The following is a 16,839-nucleotide window of genomic DNA, read 5'->3' on the forward strand; positions in this document are numbered from 1 at the left end:
TTATACGTTAATTGCAGCGTGCATTCCTAATGCATCTTTTTCTTTAGCTAGAATTGGATCAATGAAGTCTTTGAAGAATTCTTCTGTTTGTTGAACAGAACGTCCAACGAAGTTTTCTGGTTTCATGATTGAAAGGATTTGTTCTTTTGTCATGCCAAACTTTGGATCGGCTGCAATACGGTCGATCAAATCGTTTGGTTTACCTTCTTCTTTAACAACACGACCTGCTGCCATTGAGTGTTGACGAATCAATTCGTGTAACTCTTGACGGTCACCACCGGCTTTAACAGCGTCCATCATAATGTTTTCTGTCGCCATGAATGGTAATTCTTTTAATAAGTTAGCTTCTACTACTTTTGGATATACAACTAAACCATCACTTACATTTAAGTAAAGATCTAATAGTCCATCTGTAGCTAAGAAAGCTTCGGCAATTGAAATACGTTTGTTTGCGGAATCATCCAATGTTCTTTCAAACCATTGTGTACTTGCAGTAATGGCAGGGTTGATTGAATCGGCAATGATGTAGTTAGCTAGAGCCGCCATTCTTTCTGAACGCATAGGGTTACGTTTGTAGGCCATTGCGCTTGAACCAATTTGTGATTTTTCAAATGGTTCTTCGATTTCTTTCATATGTTGTAATAAACGAATATCATTACTGAATTTGTGTGCACTTTGTGCAATTTGAACTAAGACTTGTAATACTTGTGTATCATATTTACGAGTATATGTTTGTCCACTGACTGCGAAATATTGGTCGTAACCTAATTTTTCACAGATTTTTTCATCCAATGCTTTAACTTTGTCTGTATCTCCTTCAAACAATTCCATAAAGCTTGCCTGTGTACCTGTTGTTCCTTTGCATCCTAATAATTTCTTATTATCTAATAAATGCTGGATTTCAACATAGTCCATATATAAGTCTTGTGCCCATAAACTAGCTCTTTTACCTACAGTTGTTGGCTGAGCGGGTTGGAAGTGAGTAAACGCAAGACATGGCATGTCTTTGTATTTTAATGCGAATTCTTCTAGTTTTTCTAATACATTGACAATTTTCTTTTGTACAAGCTCTAAAGCTTCGTGCATGATAATTAAATCTGTGTTGTCACCAACGTAGCAGCTAGTAGCTCCTAAGTGAATGATTCCCTTAGCTTTTGGACATTGCACTCCATACGCATATACGTGTGACATAACATCGTGACGCACTTCTTTTTCTCTAGCTTTTGCGACATCGTAGTTGATATCTAAAGCGTGTGCTTTCAATTCTTCGATTTGTTCTTCGGTAATGTCTAATCCAAGTTCTTTTTCAGACTCTGCAAGAGCAATCCAAAGTCTTCTCCATGTCGTAAATTTTTTGTCGTTTGAAAATAATGCCTGCATTTCCTTAGATGCATATCTCTGTGAAAGAGGAGATTGGTAATATTCGTTCATTTGTTCCACCTATTCTAGTTAGTTTTTTCCTAACATTAATATTATATGTGTTTCAATTTTTAAATTCAACTTCAATTGTTGTATAATAGAAGAGTATGGAAAAGGAGTAGTTATGAAAACTTTATCTATATTATCTACAAAGCTAAGTGCCTGGGGTCTACACCTAATTGGAAGGGGTGGATCGTTGCCTGGGTCTATCGGCTGCAAAGTCGATGCGAATATATTATCGAAATTAAAATTTAATGGTCCTGTCATTTTGGTTACGGGTACAAATGGAAAAACGAGTACGGCCAATATGATTACAGACTTGTTTGAAAAGGCTGGATATAATGTGATTTCCAATCGTAAAGGAGATAACTTAAAGGCAGGTATTGTTACTACGTTGTTGACCAACGCTAAACTAAATGGTGAAATCAAAGCCAATGCGGTTGTATTAGAATGTGATGAATTGAATGTAAGACATATTCTTCCATATATTCCGGTTACCGATTTTGTGGTCAATAATTTCTTTCGTGATCAATTAGATCGTGCGCGTGAAATGGAACAGTTGATTGATTCGATTGAAAAGGTATTGCCTGAATATAGGGGTCGATTGATTTTAAATGCGAATGATCCAAATGTCGTAAGATTAAATTTAGTGGCGAAAAATGCTTCATTCTCTTATTTTGGAATGGATGAGAACAAGTATTCTGTCAAAATCACAAAAGAGGCAAGTGAAGGAAAATTCTGTCCGAAGTGTGGGGCTAGACTTGAATATAGTTATTATCAATATTCACATATTGGTAAATTCCATTGTTCAAAGTGTGATTTTCAAACGCCAGAAATGGATATTTGTTTAAAAGATATTGAGTTGGATCAAGAAACATTTACGAGTGATGGCGTAAATTATAAATCTCCATATGAAGGCATGTATTCTATGTACAATTGTGCTGTTGTATTGAATGTTGCGAAAAATTACGGAATATCTGTTGATTGTGTAAAATCAGTATTTCGTCATGCGCCTCAGCCTGCGGGAAGAAATGAAACGTTTAAAGCAGAGAATCAGACTTGTATTTTGAACCTAGTTAAAAACCCTACGGGTGCCAATGAAGTTATGAAGGTCATTGAAAAGGATGATTCGGATAAGACAATTGTGATCATATTGAATGATCGTGAGCAGGATGGTACGGATGTTAGCTGGATCTATGATACTTTCTTTGAAAAGATCATGAAGGATAGCACAAAGGAAATTATTTGTACGGGTCTTCGTGCAAATGATATGGCTTTAAGAATCTATTATGGTGGATATAAAGGACCTTTAAGTGTTGTCGATACTTTGGACATTGCCGTAAAAGCCGCATTAGCTACAAAGCGTACGACATATGCGATTGCGACATATACGGCACTGCTTCCTACGCGTAATGCGATCAAGAAGGAGATGGGTCTATGAAAGTAGTTTGGATGTATCATGATATCATGGATCTTTATGGGGATAAGGGAAATATGATGGTTCTAAAGAAGCGTTGTTTAGATCGTGGTATTCCTTTTGAGCTGGATACTTGTGGTATTGGTGAAGAAAAAGATTTAAGTGAATATGATTTGATTTTCTTAGGCGGTGGTGCAGATAAGGAACAAATTAGTTTGATTCCTGATTTATTATCGCGTAAAGAAAATATTAAGAAGGCCATGGATGAAAAGACGTTTATACTTTTGATTTGTGGTGGATATCAATTGTTTGGACAATATTATATTGCGGCCAACAATGAAAAGATTTCTGGTTTGCAGTTCTATGATTATTATACGGATACGGGAAAAGCTGGTAGTCGTTGTATTGGAAATGTTGTGATCGATGCGAATTTAGATGGTTTAAAAACGCGTATCGTTGGTTTTGAAAATCATGGGGGTCAAACATTAAATGTAACGCATCCTTTGGGAAAAGTTGTCAAGGGATATGGAAATAGTTTTGGTGCTGGTTATGAAGGTTTCTATGACGGAAAGATTTTAGGTACGTATTTGCATGGTCCTTTACTTCCTAAAAATCCTGAGGTGGCGGATTTTGTGATTTCAAAAGCGCTACAAAAAAGAAATCCGGATTTTAAATATAGTGATTTAAAGCCGCTTGAAGATAAGTTTGAAAAGATGGCTCGTGAGGCTGTATTTAAGAAATTAGAGATATAAAAAAAGATGTCATAAGACATCTAAAAACATAGTACATAAGGGGTTTATTATATTTTTTGACTCGAACGATAATGAAGTACTATGTTTTTTATCACTCACTCCTTTCATGGTTTTAGTATATAAGTTATATTGACAATATATATGTCAAATATGTGAGGATTACTATGAGAAAATTTATTGTATCAATGTTCATTATTCTTTCGACATTGATCACGCCTATATCGGCTTATGAGATTGATGAGATACCTGAATATAGCGGCAGTCCTTATGTAGAGATACATGATAACGAGCCTGTATTCAGTTCGAAGGATATGAATAAAAAGAGTTTTGAATCGTACTCGAATCTAGATTCTTTAGATCGGCCACAGGTTGCGTATGCGAATGTGTCAAAGGATCTAATGCCGACAAAAAAGCGAGAAAGTATTGGTTCTGTAAAGCCTGCAGGATGGCATACAGTGCGTTATAAGGGAATTGATGGAAAGTACTTATATAATCGTTGTCATTTGATTGGATATCAATTGACGGGTGAAAATGCGAATTGTAAAAACTTAATGACGGGTACGCGCTATTTAAATGTAGAGGGTATGCTTCCGTTTGAAAATGAAGTCTGTGACTACATAAAAAAGACTAATCATCATGTTTTATATCGGGTTACACCTATCTATGATGGTGATAACTTAATTGCGGATGGTGTACAGATCGAGGCGTATTCTATAGAAGATAAAGGGCAAGGTGTATCGTTTAATGTATTTTGTTATAACGTGCAGCCAGGTATCACAATTGATTATAAAACGGGCGATTCAAGTCGTTCGAATGACAATATTATAAAGGAATATAAAGTTACAGAGGATACTTCTACTTATGTTTTAAATGTAAAAACGCATAAGTTTCATAAGCCTACTTGTGCAAGCATTCGTTTGATGAATGATGAAAACAAGTTGGAGTCAAGTGCATCTAGAGATGTATTGATCGATCAGGGGTATTCACCTTGTAAAAACTGCAATCCATAGGAGAATAACATGAAAAGAATCATATCTATACTTTGTGTATGTGTTTTATCTTTATCTTTATTTGGTTGTTCCAAACCAGAAAATAATGTGGAATTAAAAAAGAATGTTTCTTGTCAATTGTTGGATGTATTAACCATCACAAATGATACGGATAATTCGACGTACTACTATTATTTGGCGAGTGTTGAAAATAAAGGTAAAAAGCCGTATGACACAAAGAATTTAATTTATACCGTAACGGATGACAATGAAAAAGAGATCAGTGTCATTGATAAATACCAGTCTACGCCTTCTTATGTCATTAATAAGGGTCAGAATACGTATATTTATGGTTATATTGGTTTCCCAAACAATGATCAAAAAAACTTGGGGCTTTCTTTTAATAATAAGAAACAATTTTTGCCTTTTAAAGCTTTTGATATACGTAAGGCCAGCGATAAGAATGTGAAGGATTCAAAGGATACAAAATATACTTTCTTTGAAGATGATACTTTAAAGATTGGTGTGGATGCTTCTAAAGCAAGTTATGTATATGAGAATGGGGAAACGGTATTAAAGAATATTAAGATTACCTATAAAAACAAAACGGATTCTCGTATCATTGTTCCATATTTAACGCCGAGTGCTACTTTAGAAGGTATAGATCTAAGTAATAAGGGTGATTTTGCGAATATGGATGAAATTAAGAGTCATGATTTTACAACGAATGGCATGGCACCTAAAACACAGAGTTTTAAAGCAAACGTAACGGGATATGTATTGTATTTCTTGGATAAGAAACAGACTGTAAATACAGAAATTGAATTCAATTTTGAAAAGGCAGCGCCTGATTTTACAGATAAAAGTACGAAGCCTTTTGTGGTGCATATGAATTCGAAGGCATTTGGAAAATCAAACACATTTAAGATTGGACTTGAATAAGTCCTTTTCTTTTTAGTTCACATTGTGTATAATTTTTGCGGTGATGTAAATGTTAGAAGAAAAAGGATTAGTTCTTGAAGGCGGAGGCTTTCGGGGCATGTATACTTGTGGTGTAATTGATGTATTTATGGAAAATAACATTGATTTTAATCAGGTTGTGGGAGTTTCTGCAGGTGCTGCCTTTGGATGCAATATCAAATCGAAACAGATTGGAAGAGCTTTACGCTACAACAAGCGTTTTTGTAGAGATCCTAGATACTCAGGATTAAAGAGCTTTATTAAAACAGGAGATCTATATAATAAAGAATTTGCGTATGGGGTTGTTCCTACGATATTGGATCCGTTTGATACAAAAGTGTTTAAGGAAAATCCATTGAGATTCACTGTTGTATGTACGGATATTCATACGGGTAAACCTGTATATCATGAAATCAAAAATGGGGATGCTTTAGATATTGAATGGATTCGTGCTTCGGCTTCGATTCCTGTTGTGTCAAAACCCGTAAAACTAGATGGCTATGAATTATTGGATGGTGGTGTTTCGGATTCGATTCCAGTGGATTGGATGTTGGAAAGAACAAAGAAGACGGTTGTTGTTTTAACTAGAGATCATACGTATCGAAAAAAGCCAATGAAATATATCAATCTTATAAAGAAGGCGTTTAAGGAATATCCAAATTTACAAAAGGCATTGGAAAATAGACATATTGTATATAATGAAACATTGGAAAAAATTGATCAGCTTGAAAGGGAAGGACAGATATTTGTGATTCGACCTTCTAAACCGATTGCGTGTGCAATGATTGAAAAGGATCCCAATCATTTACAGGAAATCTATGATATTGGCAGACGTGATGCGTTGAATTGTTTAGAAGAATTAAAGAAATATTTGTGAAGTGTTTCACATATAAGTTTATGATATACTAATAAAAATATTTAGGAGTGATACATATGAATTTCTTTAAAAAGCCTGGACGCATTCTATTAATTATTATGATTGTATTAGCTGTAGTGTGTCCGTATCGTGTTCATATGTATAAAACAAAAATTGAAGAAATCAAATCAGGCCAACTTAAGATCAATGACATGCAGTATGCTGCAGATGATCTACATCCATATTCAGCGTATTTAATGGCTGTGCCATATATTATTATTGAAGTCGCATTAGGATCCTTATATTACGTTAGAACTCGTGATTAGTGGACTCTGTGATTTGCCATGAAAATCAAAAAGATGGACAACTGTACATCTCGATTCAAATCAGAGGATGCGATATTAACTCTATGATTTGTCGTGAATAACAAAACGATGTATAACTATATGTATTAGTTCAAGTAATAAGGATATAAAACTCATAATGAGGGTTTAAATTTAAATATAAACATATTTTTGAATTTCAAATCATCTTAAACCAATTAAAATAAGCAGATTTATTTAAAATTCTGCTCTATTTTTAATTTCATAAAAATAACATAAGAGATATTATGCGAAGTCGGATATATATAGTACAATATATATGTAGCAATCATGTGAAACAGACAAACTAATAAGTTCTTATAGAAACTAATAAGTTCTTATAAAAAACTTTCGAGCTTTATCTTAATCAAAGTAAAAAGTTCTTATACGTATATTACCTGTATATTTCAAGAAAAGTATAAAGTTCTTATTAAGTAGTATATCTTGTATATGTATAGTCTTTTCTAAGTATATTAATCTTCTTAATAAGTATATCTTATATAATTAGACTTAGGTTAATTTATTCAACTTGACATAGTTTATATTATATAAGTTTATATAGTAGTAGTTCTTATAGAAAAGTAATACAGTTCTATGCAATCAAACTAAAAAGTTCTTATAGAAAAGTATTGTGTATTCCCTATGCCAAAGTAAAAGGTTCTTATGCCTTGGTGAGCATAAAAAAACAAAGAAACATAGAGTCTCTTTGTTAGTTATCATCTGTAATGTAATCACAGATGTTCTTCGATGCAGGAGTTCTTCTTGTAGCCTTTCTCTTTGGCTTTACAGGCTTCTCATTTAGAATGGCAATCACCTGTTTAGCTACTTCATGTGGCTTCAGGCGATGATTGACATCTTCTTCTAAAACCATTCGAGTTGCTCTGCCGATTGAGTCAGAGTCAAACTCTACATAGATTTCACGGACCAAGTCGATGACCTTTGTCATCATCTTGCTCTCATAAACCATGTTGCTGATGTTGGATTCAGGCATTTGATATTTGTTCTTCTCTTCCTCAGCAATCGTAAGAATACGTTCATCTTCAAGTTCTTCAGTTCTTGCTTGATTAACAATGTCGATAGCACCTTTCAACTGTTTGAAATGCTTGTTGTTAACACGCACAATGAACTTCTTGTCGATGGTCTCAATCTTCCCTTTGGACTTACTGTCAATGTATTCCAGCATGATCCATTTGTACAACCAAATCAGCATGTTAATGATACCTCCTGAACACTCATACAAAGTGTCTGAAAGTTCCTTAGACCATTGAATCGGTGTATCCAGCCATTGCCAAGTCAAAAGCATATTCACCAGCATGTTGAAATAATCCTTGTCAGTCGTATATGCAGAAGCGTCAATGAAGTCACCTGCTCTACGTGCATTTCTAAGCATTGTAAACAGCTTCTTATAGGCTTCATCTGTTCCAACTACACTCAAGGCTACCTTTGTCTTGTTGACGATGCCTAACAGACCTTCATAGCTGTTTTCTCTATTGGTATTGAAGTCGATAAGTTGGATTTCGTCCATAACGATTGTTCCAATCGAGAACATTTCGATAAGCTGGCAGACTTTCAATTGCTTGTCTGCTAGGCTTTTGCACTTCTTGTTAATCATGACTTCATAGATAGGTTCGGGATTTCCTAAAGCATTATCAATGGCTTCTCCAATCTGTCTATACAAGGTTGAAAAGTTGCTGTTTGGCATACAACTTACGACCAGATATGTAATCTGTGGAATCGAAGTTCCAGGATCTGGATGGTGCACGATTACCTGTGGGATGTTATCGAACAACTGCTTCAACGAAGATGATTTGCCGCATCCTGAATAGCCTAGCAAGGCAAACCCAGATGGGGCACTATCTTCGATTTTGCCCTTCATTTTGATGAGTTTCTTGTCAGTTGACTCGCCAATAGCATTTGTGTCCCAGACATAGGATTTGCGAAGCATATAGGAGCTAACGATTACATCGTAGTTGATGAATTCAAGCTGTTTTTGGAACGATAAAGGCAGTCTTAGATTTTTCAAGCTAACTACAGTTGCTTTTTGCTCATTCACAGACATCTTGCTCAAATCGTCAGCATCCAAACTTGGAATAGGTACTGTATATGCGTTCAAAAGGACGTTTCCATCTCTTGGTCTTGGAAGTGCTTCAATGAACGGGTTATTGTTGAAGTCCCTATTGGATGATTTTACATATTTAGCATCAACAGGACCTACACGAGTACATTCTTCATGGGTATATTGATTTTGGTCTTTCTCTACATTTGAGTAGTAGTAGACCCAGTTCAGTTCTCTCATAACTGTACCTCCTACATTTTTTGTTTAATCTTTTGAAGGGCTTCTTCAAAGGTCATACTTCCAGTTTCTTCATTTGATTCAGGCTCTGACAAGGCTTCAGGTTCTGGTTCCTCATTTTTCAAAGGAATCAGAGATGGTGCATCATCTGTGTTCAAACGTGCTCCAATTGAGTTTGCCTCTAATACAAGGATGCTTTCTTCTTTACGGTTATGACGGATATTTTTGGTCTTATCATCATTTGGTGCCGTATGATTTGCAACTCTAACAGCATCATCCAAGGTTGCCTGCATTCCCATACGTCTTGCACAGCGAATCTCTTGGTCTTCCTGAGCTTTCTCCATTACAAGCTCTTTTTTCTTGGTCTTGTATTCTTCGTAGTTGCGAAGTGACATACCGTTGAATTCATAGTTTCCTGCTCGATTCTCATTCAAGGTTGCTTTTACAAGGCGATTGTCTGCAATGTACCATAAAGAACCTATATTTCTTTCATCAAGACGACATTTCAAAGGCACCGAACTTCTTCTAGTCTTGGTGATTTGTTCTGCAAGCCAAGGATCATTTGCAATGTAATACAAACCATTCCATTCAATACCTTTACGGGTTATACGAGCACGTACTTCTTTACGAATTGAATACTCAAACTGGTCAAGGTTGACAATTGGTCTCGGAGCACCATATTTAGCACATCCATAGTCCCATAATTCCAACGGAATGGGATGCACTGACTTCTCTAACATATCCTTTGTCATTGGATACTGGCTCATTGTCATCATGTTGTGAGCAATTGTCTGATTGATTACGAATACCCAGATATCATCCAATGTAAGGACCGCATGCCTATGGTGGTTTGAGTCATATCGTTTGGTAATCAAGCCTTTTCCTTCAAGTAAATCATTCTGCACTGAATGATACTGGTGGAAGAGCTGTTCTACCTGTCCTTTCAGTGACCCCATAGCTGGTGGCACTAGCTCCAGAGTGATGTTCAACTCGTTGCAGATACGTTTGACCTCTTTGGAACGATATTCAGAACCACGGTCACTGCGAAGTCGGTTTGGCAAAACATTGATGTCCCATAAGCCATCTTTTAGCTCCAAGCCGTAACGCCTGCAAAGCTGTTTATTGTCTTCACCAAGGTTCAAAAGACAATTTGTGAAGCCAAGTACTGAGTTATTCTCCAAAGAAACAGATACTGCCGTAATCATTCGTGAATAGACATCAACCATTGCATGCACGATTGGACGCCCGATTACCTTTGTTGGATCAACTTCACTGACAATGGATACATCCATTTCAACTTCATCCATTTCGAACAAATCTCCAGGACCATGCACATTAAGAAGATTGTCTGAAACAAGCATACGCTCATCGTTTCTGTATTCACGTTTGGATGTTTTGCATACACGGCGTGCTTTAGCTGATGTATGAGTAACAATATAGTTTTCCATTTGGCTTTTAGTAGGTCGCTGGTCGATTGGCAGCAGCTTATTCTGAACTACGACACCATCACTTGTCTGTGTTTCTACACGAGCTGTGAAATACTTTGTAAGCATCCAGTCATAAGTCGTTGCATAAGACTTTTCTCTGCCGGATAAATAGTGTTTACAGCAATCATCAAAGATTTCACGCAGTCCATCAGTTAGAGGGATACCTTGTTCGAACATAGGTGGACGACCTGTTTTTGTGGAATAATGTAGACCACTTTTGCTCTTCTTTCCTGTTTGAGATAATAAGGAGAATGGGTCTAAACCACTCATCAAGTATCTTTTAACAATAAGAAACACGCTTTTTGGTGAAATACCGTATTTATTGCTTAACTCTTTAAGACATGGTTTAGGCTTCTTGGTTTCTAAGTAAAAGTAGCACGGTCCGTAGATATCTCCGACTGTTTCAACAATATCTTTGTTACGTAGATAGGTTTCCTTTGATTTTTCCGATAAAGCATCAAAGTCAAACACCTTGTCATGTTTAGATTCACGAATTGCAATTTCTTTCTTAGCAATGAAATATTGGACTGTCTCAAGATGCCATTCGTTAAGTTCGATTTTTCCTTTGGAATCATTGATGAGAATCGTTACTAAGTAATCTTTATTCATGTAGATTACTCTATGATCAATGTTTAGTTCCATATCATGAAGAATGGAACCTACTTTCAGGTTTAATGTTGTGAGCATACTAAGCTGCCTCCTTTCACTTCGGGTAATACATCCCTGTAAATCTCAAGTAAATACTGGAAATCAAGCGGTTCTGATTCCATATCAACTTGGATTTTTTTTGTTGCAATATAATGTTTCAGCATGGACATTTCATCAAATACATTGGATAAATCGTAGAACATACATACCATACGTATATTCTCTGCTAAAACAATATTCATTTCATCCTTGTAGACGATTTCAAACGGTACATGTCTGAATTTTTCCCAGTAGACCTTTTCGACAGCGAGCTTTTCCTTGGCACGCTTTTTTTTCAACACATTTCTTGATGGTTTCACACTGAACACTTTCTCTTTGCCATCCTTGTATGTGACGTAGAAATCAGATGTCATATACGTATGACGGTTTCGTGGATGTTTCACGTTATAGTCGTCACAGATTTCCAATGTCGTTTCAAGGTCTAAAGGATACTGTTCACGAATATCCTCGATTTCATCATTCCATCTCAGGATATGCCAGTAATAGGCTTCTCCCTGTGAGAGAAGCTCAACAGTCCGTCCTGTTTTCCAGTCCTTTGGGTTAGAGCAAGTCCCAACACTGCTGATTTCTCTTGTCTGGATCCACGGAAGGTAGGAGGCTCCAGAGCCTTTACCCCTACCCTCGTTTATTTTTGTGTCGTTTTTTATTGACAGCACGGCGGATTCTCTTTCTAGTGTTCTTTCTATAACGTCTTGCTCTACGACGTTGTTCATTGCGAACAGTCATCAAAAACATTCCATTTGAAACTTTTCTACGTCGATAACCAATCATATGTACTGGATCAATCTTGGAAAAGAACGAAACATAACGTGGATAATCATCGAATAAAAGCTGAAGAAGTACACGCTGTTCTCTAAAGGTAAAGTAGTCTACACTTTTGGTGTAAATCATCTGTACCACCTTCATTGGCAGTTCTTCCTCATCACCTTTACATCTAAAAGCTTCAACTACTTCGTTGTCTGTCAGATGCTTGTCACGCATAAGTACTTCAAGCTGGTATCTTACGATTTTGTAGAAGATAGAGCCCTTTGAATAGCAAGTTGAAAACATCTTAAATTCAGTATCTCTGTCATATGAGCCTTTGATTGGGATGAATTCCATTCGGTTCATATCCTGAATAAAACGCTGGTCAGGCTGTACATATTCTAAAATACATTTGTGCTTCCAGCATGTAAAAGAACCTGGATACTGGTGCTGAAAGTGATAGACAATGTGTCCAAATCGAGTCATATCTTCTTTCATACATTCTGGACATACGCATAGATGTTCATCATTGTGGTACGGAATGATGTCGTACAGGTCTTTAACATCCTGCTTGTAGATTGAAAGTATACTTTTTGACCAAACATTGTCTGAAATCAATCCAAGCACTTTCGGGAAATAATCAAGATGACGAACGACTTTCTTTCCATCAATAATACGGTAACTTCTAAGCATATCATTGACGTCTATAAAGCCATTTGCAAGAGCTAGTCGATTCATCCAGCTAACAGGAAGTTCATCAACATCGGGTAAAAATTCTACAGGTAACATATCTTATTCCTCCTTTGTTACTTCTCAGAGACTTTCTCATCCCTGATCACATCTTCATAATAAATCAAGAATAAGAAATTAACTGTATTGCAAAATTCAGTGTTTTTTTATGTACAAGGCTTCTGAAAACTGTTATCATATAGTTGTAAATAGGAAGATGAAGGAACAAATATGCAGATCAAGATTAAAGCTTTGGCCGATATTGAGTTTCTTAGTGCCAAAGTAGACAAAAAACATAATATTATTCACGTACAGGCTAAAAATCTTCTGGACTCTACTGGAAAAGACTGTGATTCTGATGGATGTACAGGCAAATATATAGCTCATGGCTTTGTTGAAACTGTTTATGAGGATTTGAACATTGATGGTTATCGAGTATTTATCCACTTAACAACAAGACGTGCCTTCTGCCCTAAGTGTAATAATGTTGTAAATAGCAAGCCTGCATGTCTTACAAGAGACTTTGTTCCAGACGAGAATGAAGAAAGCTGGTCTGGAAACCATAGAACAACAAATAGATTCCTTGACTGGATTGAGTATCTGGTTTTCAAATATGGAGTTGATGTAACCAGTGAAATGACAGGAGTCAAACCTAGAAGGCTGTATTACATTCGTCAGGCTTATCGTGACAGAAATACGGATATGCACATGGGCGAACGCTCATTAGTAATTGCCAAGTCTAGACACAATAGCAAGAATTTTTATCTGGTCATTGATACGATGTATGATTCAGACCTTCTTAACTACTTCAATTCACCTAAACTAGCTTTAAATTATGTGCTTGCTCTGAAACGGAACAATCCTGCAATTCGTAAGGTAACTGTACCTGCGGATTTTAAATACGTGGATGTATTAGCTCGTGTATTTGGTCAAGATAATGTGCAGTATGATTTCCGTTCCTTGCAGTCAATGATTACTACAGGCTGTTTCAATGCGTACAGAGAGCAAAGAACTTCTGATAATGAATCATCTATAGAAACCGAAGAGCATCTTTTCAGAACCCCAAGAACTCAGCTGACACAGGATGAGCAGATTCAGCTTGATAATCTTCTTAGAACATCCCCTGTTTTCCATGGTTACTATTATTTACAGCGTGATTACTGGTATTCACTGGATGAAAAGGTTGTTTTAAAGGCTAGAATCAAGAATGCTGATGTTATTGATGAAATCATGAAAGATAAGAATCGCATCAGTAATCGTGATAAAGACAAATCAATTGATGATATTGCGTATGAGCTTGGATGCAATCTGGATTTGAACGAACGTAAAGAATATATTATATATAAGATGAACAAGTCTTGCAAAAAGTATGAAGAAAGTCAATATGATGAAACAGTAGAAGTTGATGTGGATCAGGAGGACGCCTATGAATAAATTTAATCTTGGTGATATCGTCTATTTCATAGCTAACGGATATCATATTCGAGAAGCCACGGTTATTCGAAACGGTTCAGGTTTCTGCACCATAAAGTTCAATGACAATGAAACTCCAGCAGGAACCAGAGTCAGAGAATCCAAGTTATTCCAAACTAAGCAGGAAGCTGAAGTTGTAGTTGAAAAAACACATAACACACTGTTATACTAGGCTTTGTTGGATTTGTTAGCCACCTTTTAGAGGTGAGAAAATGAAAGAACAATTACAACTGAAAAATCACTTAAAGGAAGTTCGCACAGAAGCAAATCTTTCTCAAGCTCAGCTTGCAGAAATGGTGGGTGTATCAAGAAACACGATTAGTTCTATTGAAACAGGACAGTTTAATCCAACTGCAAAATTGGCTCTAATTCTTTGTATTGCATTGGACAAAAAATTTGAGGAACTATTCTATTTTTAGGAGGTCATTATGGAAAATATTATAATGTTGATTTTGGGAGTGTTCATATCTGTTGTGGGAATTGTAAATATCAAAGGCAATATCAGCACAATTCATTCTTACAATAGGCGAAGAGTAAAAGAAGAAGATATACCAAAGTATGGAAAAGTTGTTGGAACAGGAACACTGATTATAGGAATATCTCTTGTATTAGGTTTTATTGTTTCGTTTTGGAGCGAAGAAATTATGGGATATATCATTCTGACAGCGATTATTATCGGATTAGGTTTGATTCTTTATGGTCAATTCAAATATAATAAAGGTATTTTTTGAGTAGTAGATACAAAAATATTAGACAGAAAAACATCGTAGCAATACGGTGTTTTTTGTTACTGTTTTCATGAAACTAAGCGTTACGTTTATAAAAATAATCTGTTCTCGTAATCTTAAACTAAGCGTTACGTTTACGAAAAAGATTTGCTTTCGTTTCATGAAACTAAGAATTACGTTTACTTATTCGTGCTCAATAAAGCATAAAAAAACAAAGAAACATTAAGTCTCTTTGTTCTAGGCGTTCGAAATGTAATCGCAAAAAAAGCTGGGCAACGTTTCGAAGTTGATGTTGTTCAGAAAATGCTGATACCGAAAAATGCTATCAAAGATAAGCTACAATAGATTATTTTTCTAATAGCCTATTAAGTTGCAATATTTTGATCTATTTAGCTTCTTTTTTCTTATAATACCAATAACAGAAACTAATAAAAATTATGTCTGAAATGCACATAATGATTTTCCCTGTATCATGCATATATATACTATACAGAATCAATACTGTAGTAATGGTAAAAAAAGAAATCATTTTCCATTTCGAATAATCCGTAAATTGTACAATAAAAAATAAGATAAATTGTACAGTGAATAATAAGTAATACATACGTATTTATTATACCTCCTTATACCTGTCTAAAATTATCATACTTAAAATCTAGAAAAGTTATTATTGTTTTAGACAACATGTCTAGAAGTTGTTTACTTTGCATCTGGATATGTGTCTTCAAATTTATCAGCATATCTATTGTGCTTTTTATACTTGAAGAACATGGCAATCAAGAAAACAACAGCTACGGCACCTAAAGCGTAAACCATCCAATCTAATGACATCATACACTATGTCCTCCTTTACACTTACATTGTACCATGCACCTTGATGTAATCAAAATGCTTACATACGAAAAGGCGAAAAAAACAAAGAAACATAAAGTCTCTTTGTTCTTAGGCGTTCGAGATGTAATCACAGATGTTCTTCGATGCAGGAGTTCTTCTTGTAGCCTTTCTCTTTGGCTTTACAGGCTCCTCATTTAGAATGGCGATCACCTGTTTAGCTACTTCATGTGGTTTCAGACGATGATTGACATCTTCTTCTAAAACCATTCGAGTTGCTCTGCCGATTGAGTCAGAGTCAAACTCTACATAGATTTCACGGACCAAGTCGATGACCTTTGTCATCATCTTGCTCTCATAAACCATGTTGCTGATGTTGGATTCAGGCATTTGATATTTGTTCTTCTCTTCCTCAGCAATCGTAAGAATACGTTCATCTTCAAGTTCTTCAGTTCTTGCTTGATTAACAATGTCGATAGCGCCTTTCAACTGTTTGAAATGCTTGTTGTTAACATGTACAATGAACTTCTTGTCGATGGTCTCGATCTTCCCTTTGGACTTGCTGTTGTTAAAACATATGTAAATAGTACAATAGGTACCTTTACGAAAAGAGATGCTATGGAAAATTGCCCGAGTTTAGGCAGTTCTTCTGTGGAATCGGCACTAAAAAAATTAGTTGAAGATGGTACTATTATTTGTAAAGGTCTAGGCCGTGCATCGCATTATATTAGAAAAGATGCGATTGAATAATTATTACATACTAAAAATATATGACGAATCTTTTCTTATATTAAGTGTGCATGAACAGACAATAACGGGATTAACTGAATTTGAAATATAGTATGTAGTGTTATTGAAATTTAAAATCATAATAAAATAGCTAGAAGTTTGTGCTTCTAGCTATTTTCATCGTCCTTTACATACTCCAATATATCACCAGGTTGACAATTTAATACTTCACAAATAGCTTCTAAAGTAGAGAAGCGAATCGCAGAAATCTTACCTGTTTTCATTTTTGATAAGTTGACATTGCTGACGCCAACTTTTTCAGACAACTCTTTTAAACTCATTTTTCGATCGGCCATGACACG

At 35.7% G+C, this 16,839-nt stretch carries 20 protein-coding genes; 11 read left to right on the forward strand and 9 right to left on the reverse strand.

Annotation, left to right across the window (positions count from 1 at the left end; genetic code table 11):
• Complete coding sequence (purB, locus tag Q0F04_RS00840; RefSeq protein ID WP_295749037.1) at positions 1 to 1,431, reverse strand: adenylosuccinate lyase; 1,431 nt, start codon at positions 1,429 to 1,431, stop codon at positions 1 to 3.
• A 112-nt stretch (positions 1,432 to 1,543) separates the two neighbouring features.
• On the opposite strand from purB, the gene Q0F04_RS00845 reads away from it, so the two are divergent.
• The 6 genes from Q0F04_RS00845 to Q0F04_RS00870 all read left to right on the forward strand — a co-directional run bounded on the left by Q0F04_RS00845 (position 1,544) and on the right by Q0F04_RS00870 (position 6,719).
• The gene (locus Q0F04_RS00845; RefSeq protein WP_295749040.1) at positions 1,544 to 2,860 is read left to right on the forward strand and encodes a Mur ligase family protein; all 1,317 of its coding nucleotides are present in this window, start codon (positions 1,544 to 1,546) and stop codon (positions 2,858 to 2,860) included.
• Positions 2,857 to 3,588 (forward strand): glutamine amidotransferase, encoded by a 732-nt coding sequence (locus tag Q0F04_RS00850; RefSeq protein ID WP_295749043.1) that lies wholly within the window; start codon positions 2,857 to 2,859, stop codon positions 3,586 to 3,588. The genes Q0F04_RS00845 and Q0F04_RS00850 overlap by 4 nt, the downstream gene beginning before the upstream one ends.
• Positions 3,589 to 3,752: 164 nt before the next feature.
• Positions 3,753 to 4,598, forward strand: coding sequence for a DNA/RNA non-specific endonuclease (locus tag Q0F04_RS00855; RefSeq protein WP_295749045.1), 846 nt, complete (start codon positions 3,753 to 3,755; stop codon positions 4,596 to 4,598).
• Between the two features lie 9 nt (positions 4,599 to 4,607).
• Positions 4,608 to 5,519, forward strand: a complete 912-nt coding sequence (locus Q0F04_RS00860) for a hypothetical protein (protein WP_295749048.1) — start codon at positions 4,608 to 4,610, stop codon at positions 5,517 to 5,519.
• A gap of 49 nt (positions 5,520 to 5,568) precedes the next feature.
• Entirely contained in the window at positions 5,569 to 6,414 is an 846-nt protein-coding gene (locus tag Q0F04_RS00865) for a patatin family protein (protein ID WP_295749051.1), read from the forward strand.
• Positions 6,415 to 6,470: 56 nt separating this feature from the next.
• Positions 6,471 to 6,719: a hypothetical protein gene (locus Q0F04_RS00870; protein ID WP_295749054.1), complete on the forward strand. Its 249-nt coding sequence runs from the start codon at positions 6,471 to 6,473 to the stop codon at positions 6,717 to 6,719.
• Between the two features lie 745 nt (positions 6,720 to 7,464).
• Here the strand turns inward: Q0F04_RS00870 and Q0F04_RS00875 are convergent.
• The 4 genes from Q0F04_RS00875 to Q0F04_RS00890 all read right to left on the reverse strand — a co-directional run bounded on the left by Q0F04_RS00875 (position 7,465) and on the right by Q0F04_RS00890 (position 12,776).
• Complete coding sequence (locus tag Q0F04_RS00875; RefSeq protein ID WP_295749057.1) at positions 7,465 to 9,051, reverse strand: ATP-binding protein; 1,587 nt, start codon at positions 9,049 to 9,051, stop codon at positions 7,465 to 7,467.
• Positions 9,052 to 9,062: 11 nt separating this feature from the next.
• Positions 9,063 to 10,805 carry a transposase family protein gene (locus Q0F04_RS00880; RefSeq protein WP_295749061.1) on the reverse strand — a complete coding sequence of 581 codons (1,743 nt, stop codon included), beginning with the start codon at positions 10,803 to 10,805 and terminating at the stop codon, positions 9,063 to 9,065.
• 401 nt (positions 10,806 to 11,206) lie between these two features.
• Positions 11,207 to 11,899 (reverse strand): TnsA endonuclease N-terminal domain-containing protein, encoded by a 693-nt coding sequence (locus Q0F04_RS00885; RefSeq protein WP_295749064.1) that lies wholly within the window; start codon positions 11,897 to 11,899, stop codon positions 11,207 to 11,209.
• Positions 11,859 to 12,776, reverse strand: a complete 918-nt coding sequence (locus Q0F04_RS00890) for a TniQ family protein (RefSeq protein WP_295749067.1) — start codon at positions 12,774 to 12,776, stop codon at positions 11,859 to 11,861. Before Q0F04_RS00890 ends, Q0F04_RS00885 begins: the two co-directional genes overlap by 41 nt.
• 171 nt (positions 12,777 to 12,947) lie before the next feature.
• Between Q0F04_RS00890 and Q0F04_RS00895 the strand changes: the two genes are divergently transcribed.
• From Q0F04_RS00895 to Q0F04_RS00910, 4 genes are read left to right on the forward strand one after another with little or no spacing between them, the layout of a single operon-like run.
• Positions 12,948 to 14,150, forward strand: a complete 1,203-nt coding sequence (locus Q0F04_RS00895; RefSeq protein WP_295749070.1) for a hypothetical protein — start codon at positions 12,948 to 12,950, stop codon at positions 14,148 to 14,150.
• Entirely contained in the window at positions 14,143 to 14,361 is a 219-nt protein-coding gene (locus Q0F04_RS00900) for a hypothetical protein (protein WP_270474464.1), read from the forward strand. Before Q0F04_RS00895 ends, Q0F04_RS00900 begins: the two co-directional genes overlap by 8 nt.
• Before the next feature lie 40 nt (positions 14,362 to 14,401).
• On the forward strand, positions 14,402 to 14,608 hold the full coding sequence (locus Q0F04_RS00905) for a helix-turn-helix transcriptional regulator (RefSeq protein ID WP_003865061.1): 207 nt from the start codon (positions 14,402 to 14,404) through the stop codon (positions 14,606 to 14,608).
• A gap of 9 nt (positions 14,609 to 14,617) precedes the next feature.
• Positions 14,618 to 14,920: a hypothetical protein gene (locus Q0F04_RS00910; RefSeq protein ID WP_295749076.1), complete on the forward strand. Its 303-nt coding sequence runs from the start codon at positions 14,618 to 14,620 to the stop codon at positions 14,918 to 14,920.
• 382 nt (positions 14,921 to 15,302) lie between these two features.
• Here Q0F04_RS00910 and Q0F04_RS00915 read toward each other — a convergent pair whose 3' ends face one another.
• The 3 genes from Q0F04_RS00915 to Q0F04_RS00925 form a co-directional block, all read right to left on the reverse strand.
• A complete protein-coding gene (locus tag Q0F04_RS00915) occupies positions 15,303 to 15,521 on the reverse strand; it encodes a hypothetical protein (RefSeq protein ID WP_217293648.1) in 219 nt (72 codons plus the stop codon).
• Between the two features lie 95 nt (positions 15,522 to 15,616).
• Entirely contained in the window at positions 15,617 to 15,751 is a 135-nt protein-coding gene (locus Q0F04_RS00920) for a hypothetical protein (protein ID WP_003865071.1), read from the reverse strand.
• 108 nt (positions 15,752 to 15,859) lie between these two features.
• Positions 15,860 to 16,237 carry a hypothetical protein gene (locus Q0F04_RS00925; RefSeq protein ID WP_217293647.1) on the reverse strand — a complete coding sequence of 126 codons (378 nt, stop codon included), beginning with the start codon at positions 16,235 to 16,237 and terminating at the stop codon, positions 15,860 to 15,862.
• Between the two features lie 129 nt (positions 16,238 to 16,366).
• Between Q0F04_RS00925 and Q0F04_RS00930 the strand changes: the two genes are divergently transcribed.
• On the forward strand, positions 16,367 to 16,498 hold the full coding sequence (locus Q0F04_RS00930) for a hypothetical protein (protein WP_295749082.1): 132 nt from the start codon (positions 16,367 to 16,369) through the stop codon (positions 16,496 to 16,498).
• 146 nt (positions 16,499 to 16,644) lie between these two features.
• Here Q0F04_RS00930 and Q0F04_RS00935 read toward each other — a convergent pair.
• Positions 16,645 to 16,839, reverse strand: a 195-nt coding sequence (locus Q0F04_RS00935; RefSeq protein ID WP_295749085.1) for a helix-turn-helix transcriptional regulator, incomplete at its 5' end; no start/stop codon positions are given.

This window comes from uncultured Holdemanella sp., assembly GCF_934772795.1.
Classification (GTDB): domain Bacteria; phylum Bacillota_I; class Bacilli_A; order Erysipelotrichales; family Erysipelotrichaceae; genus Holdemanella.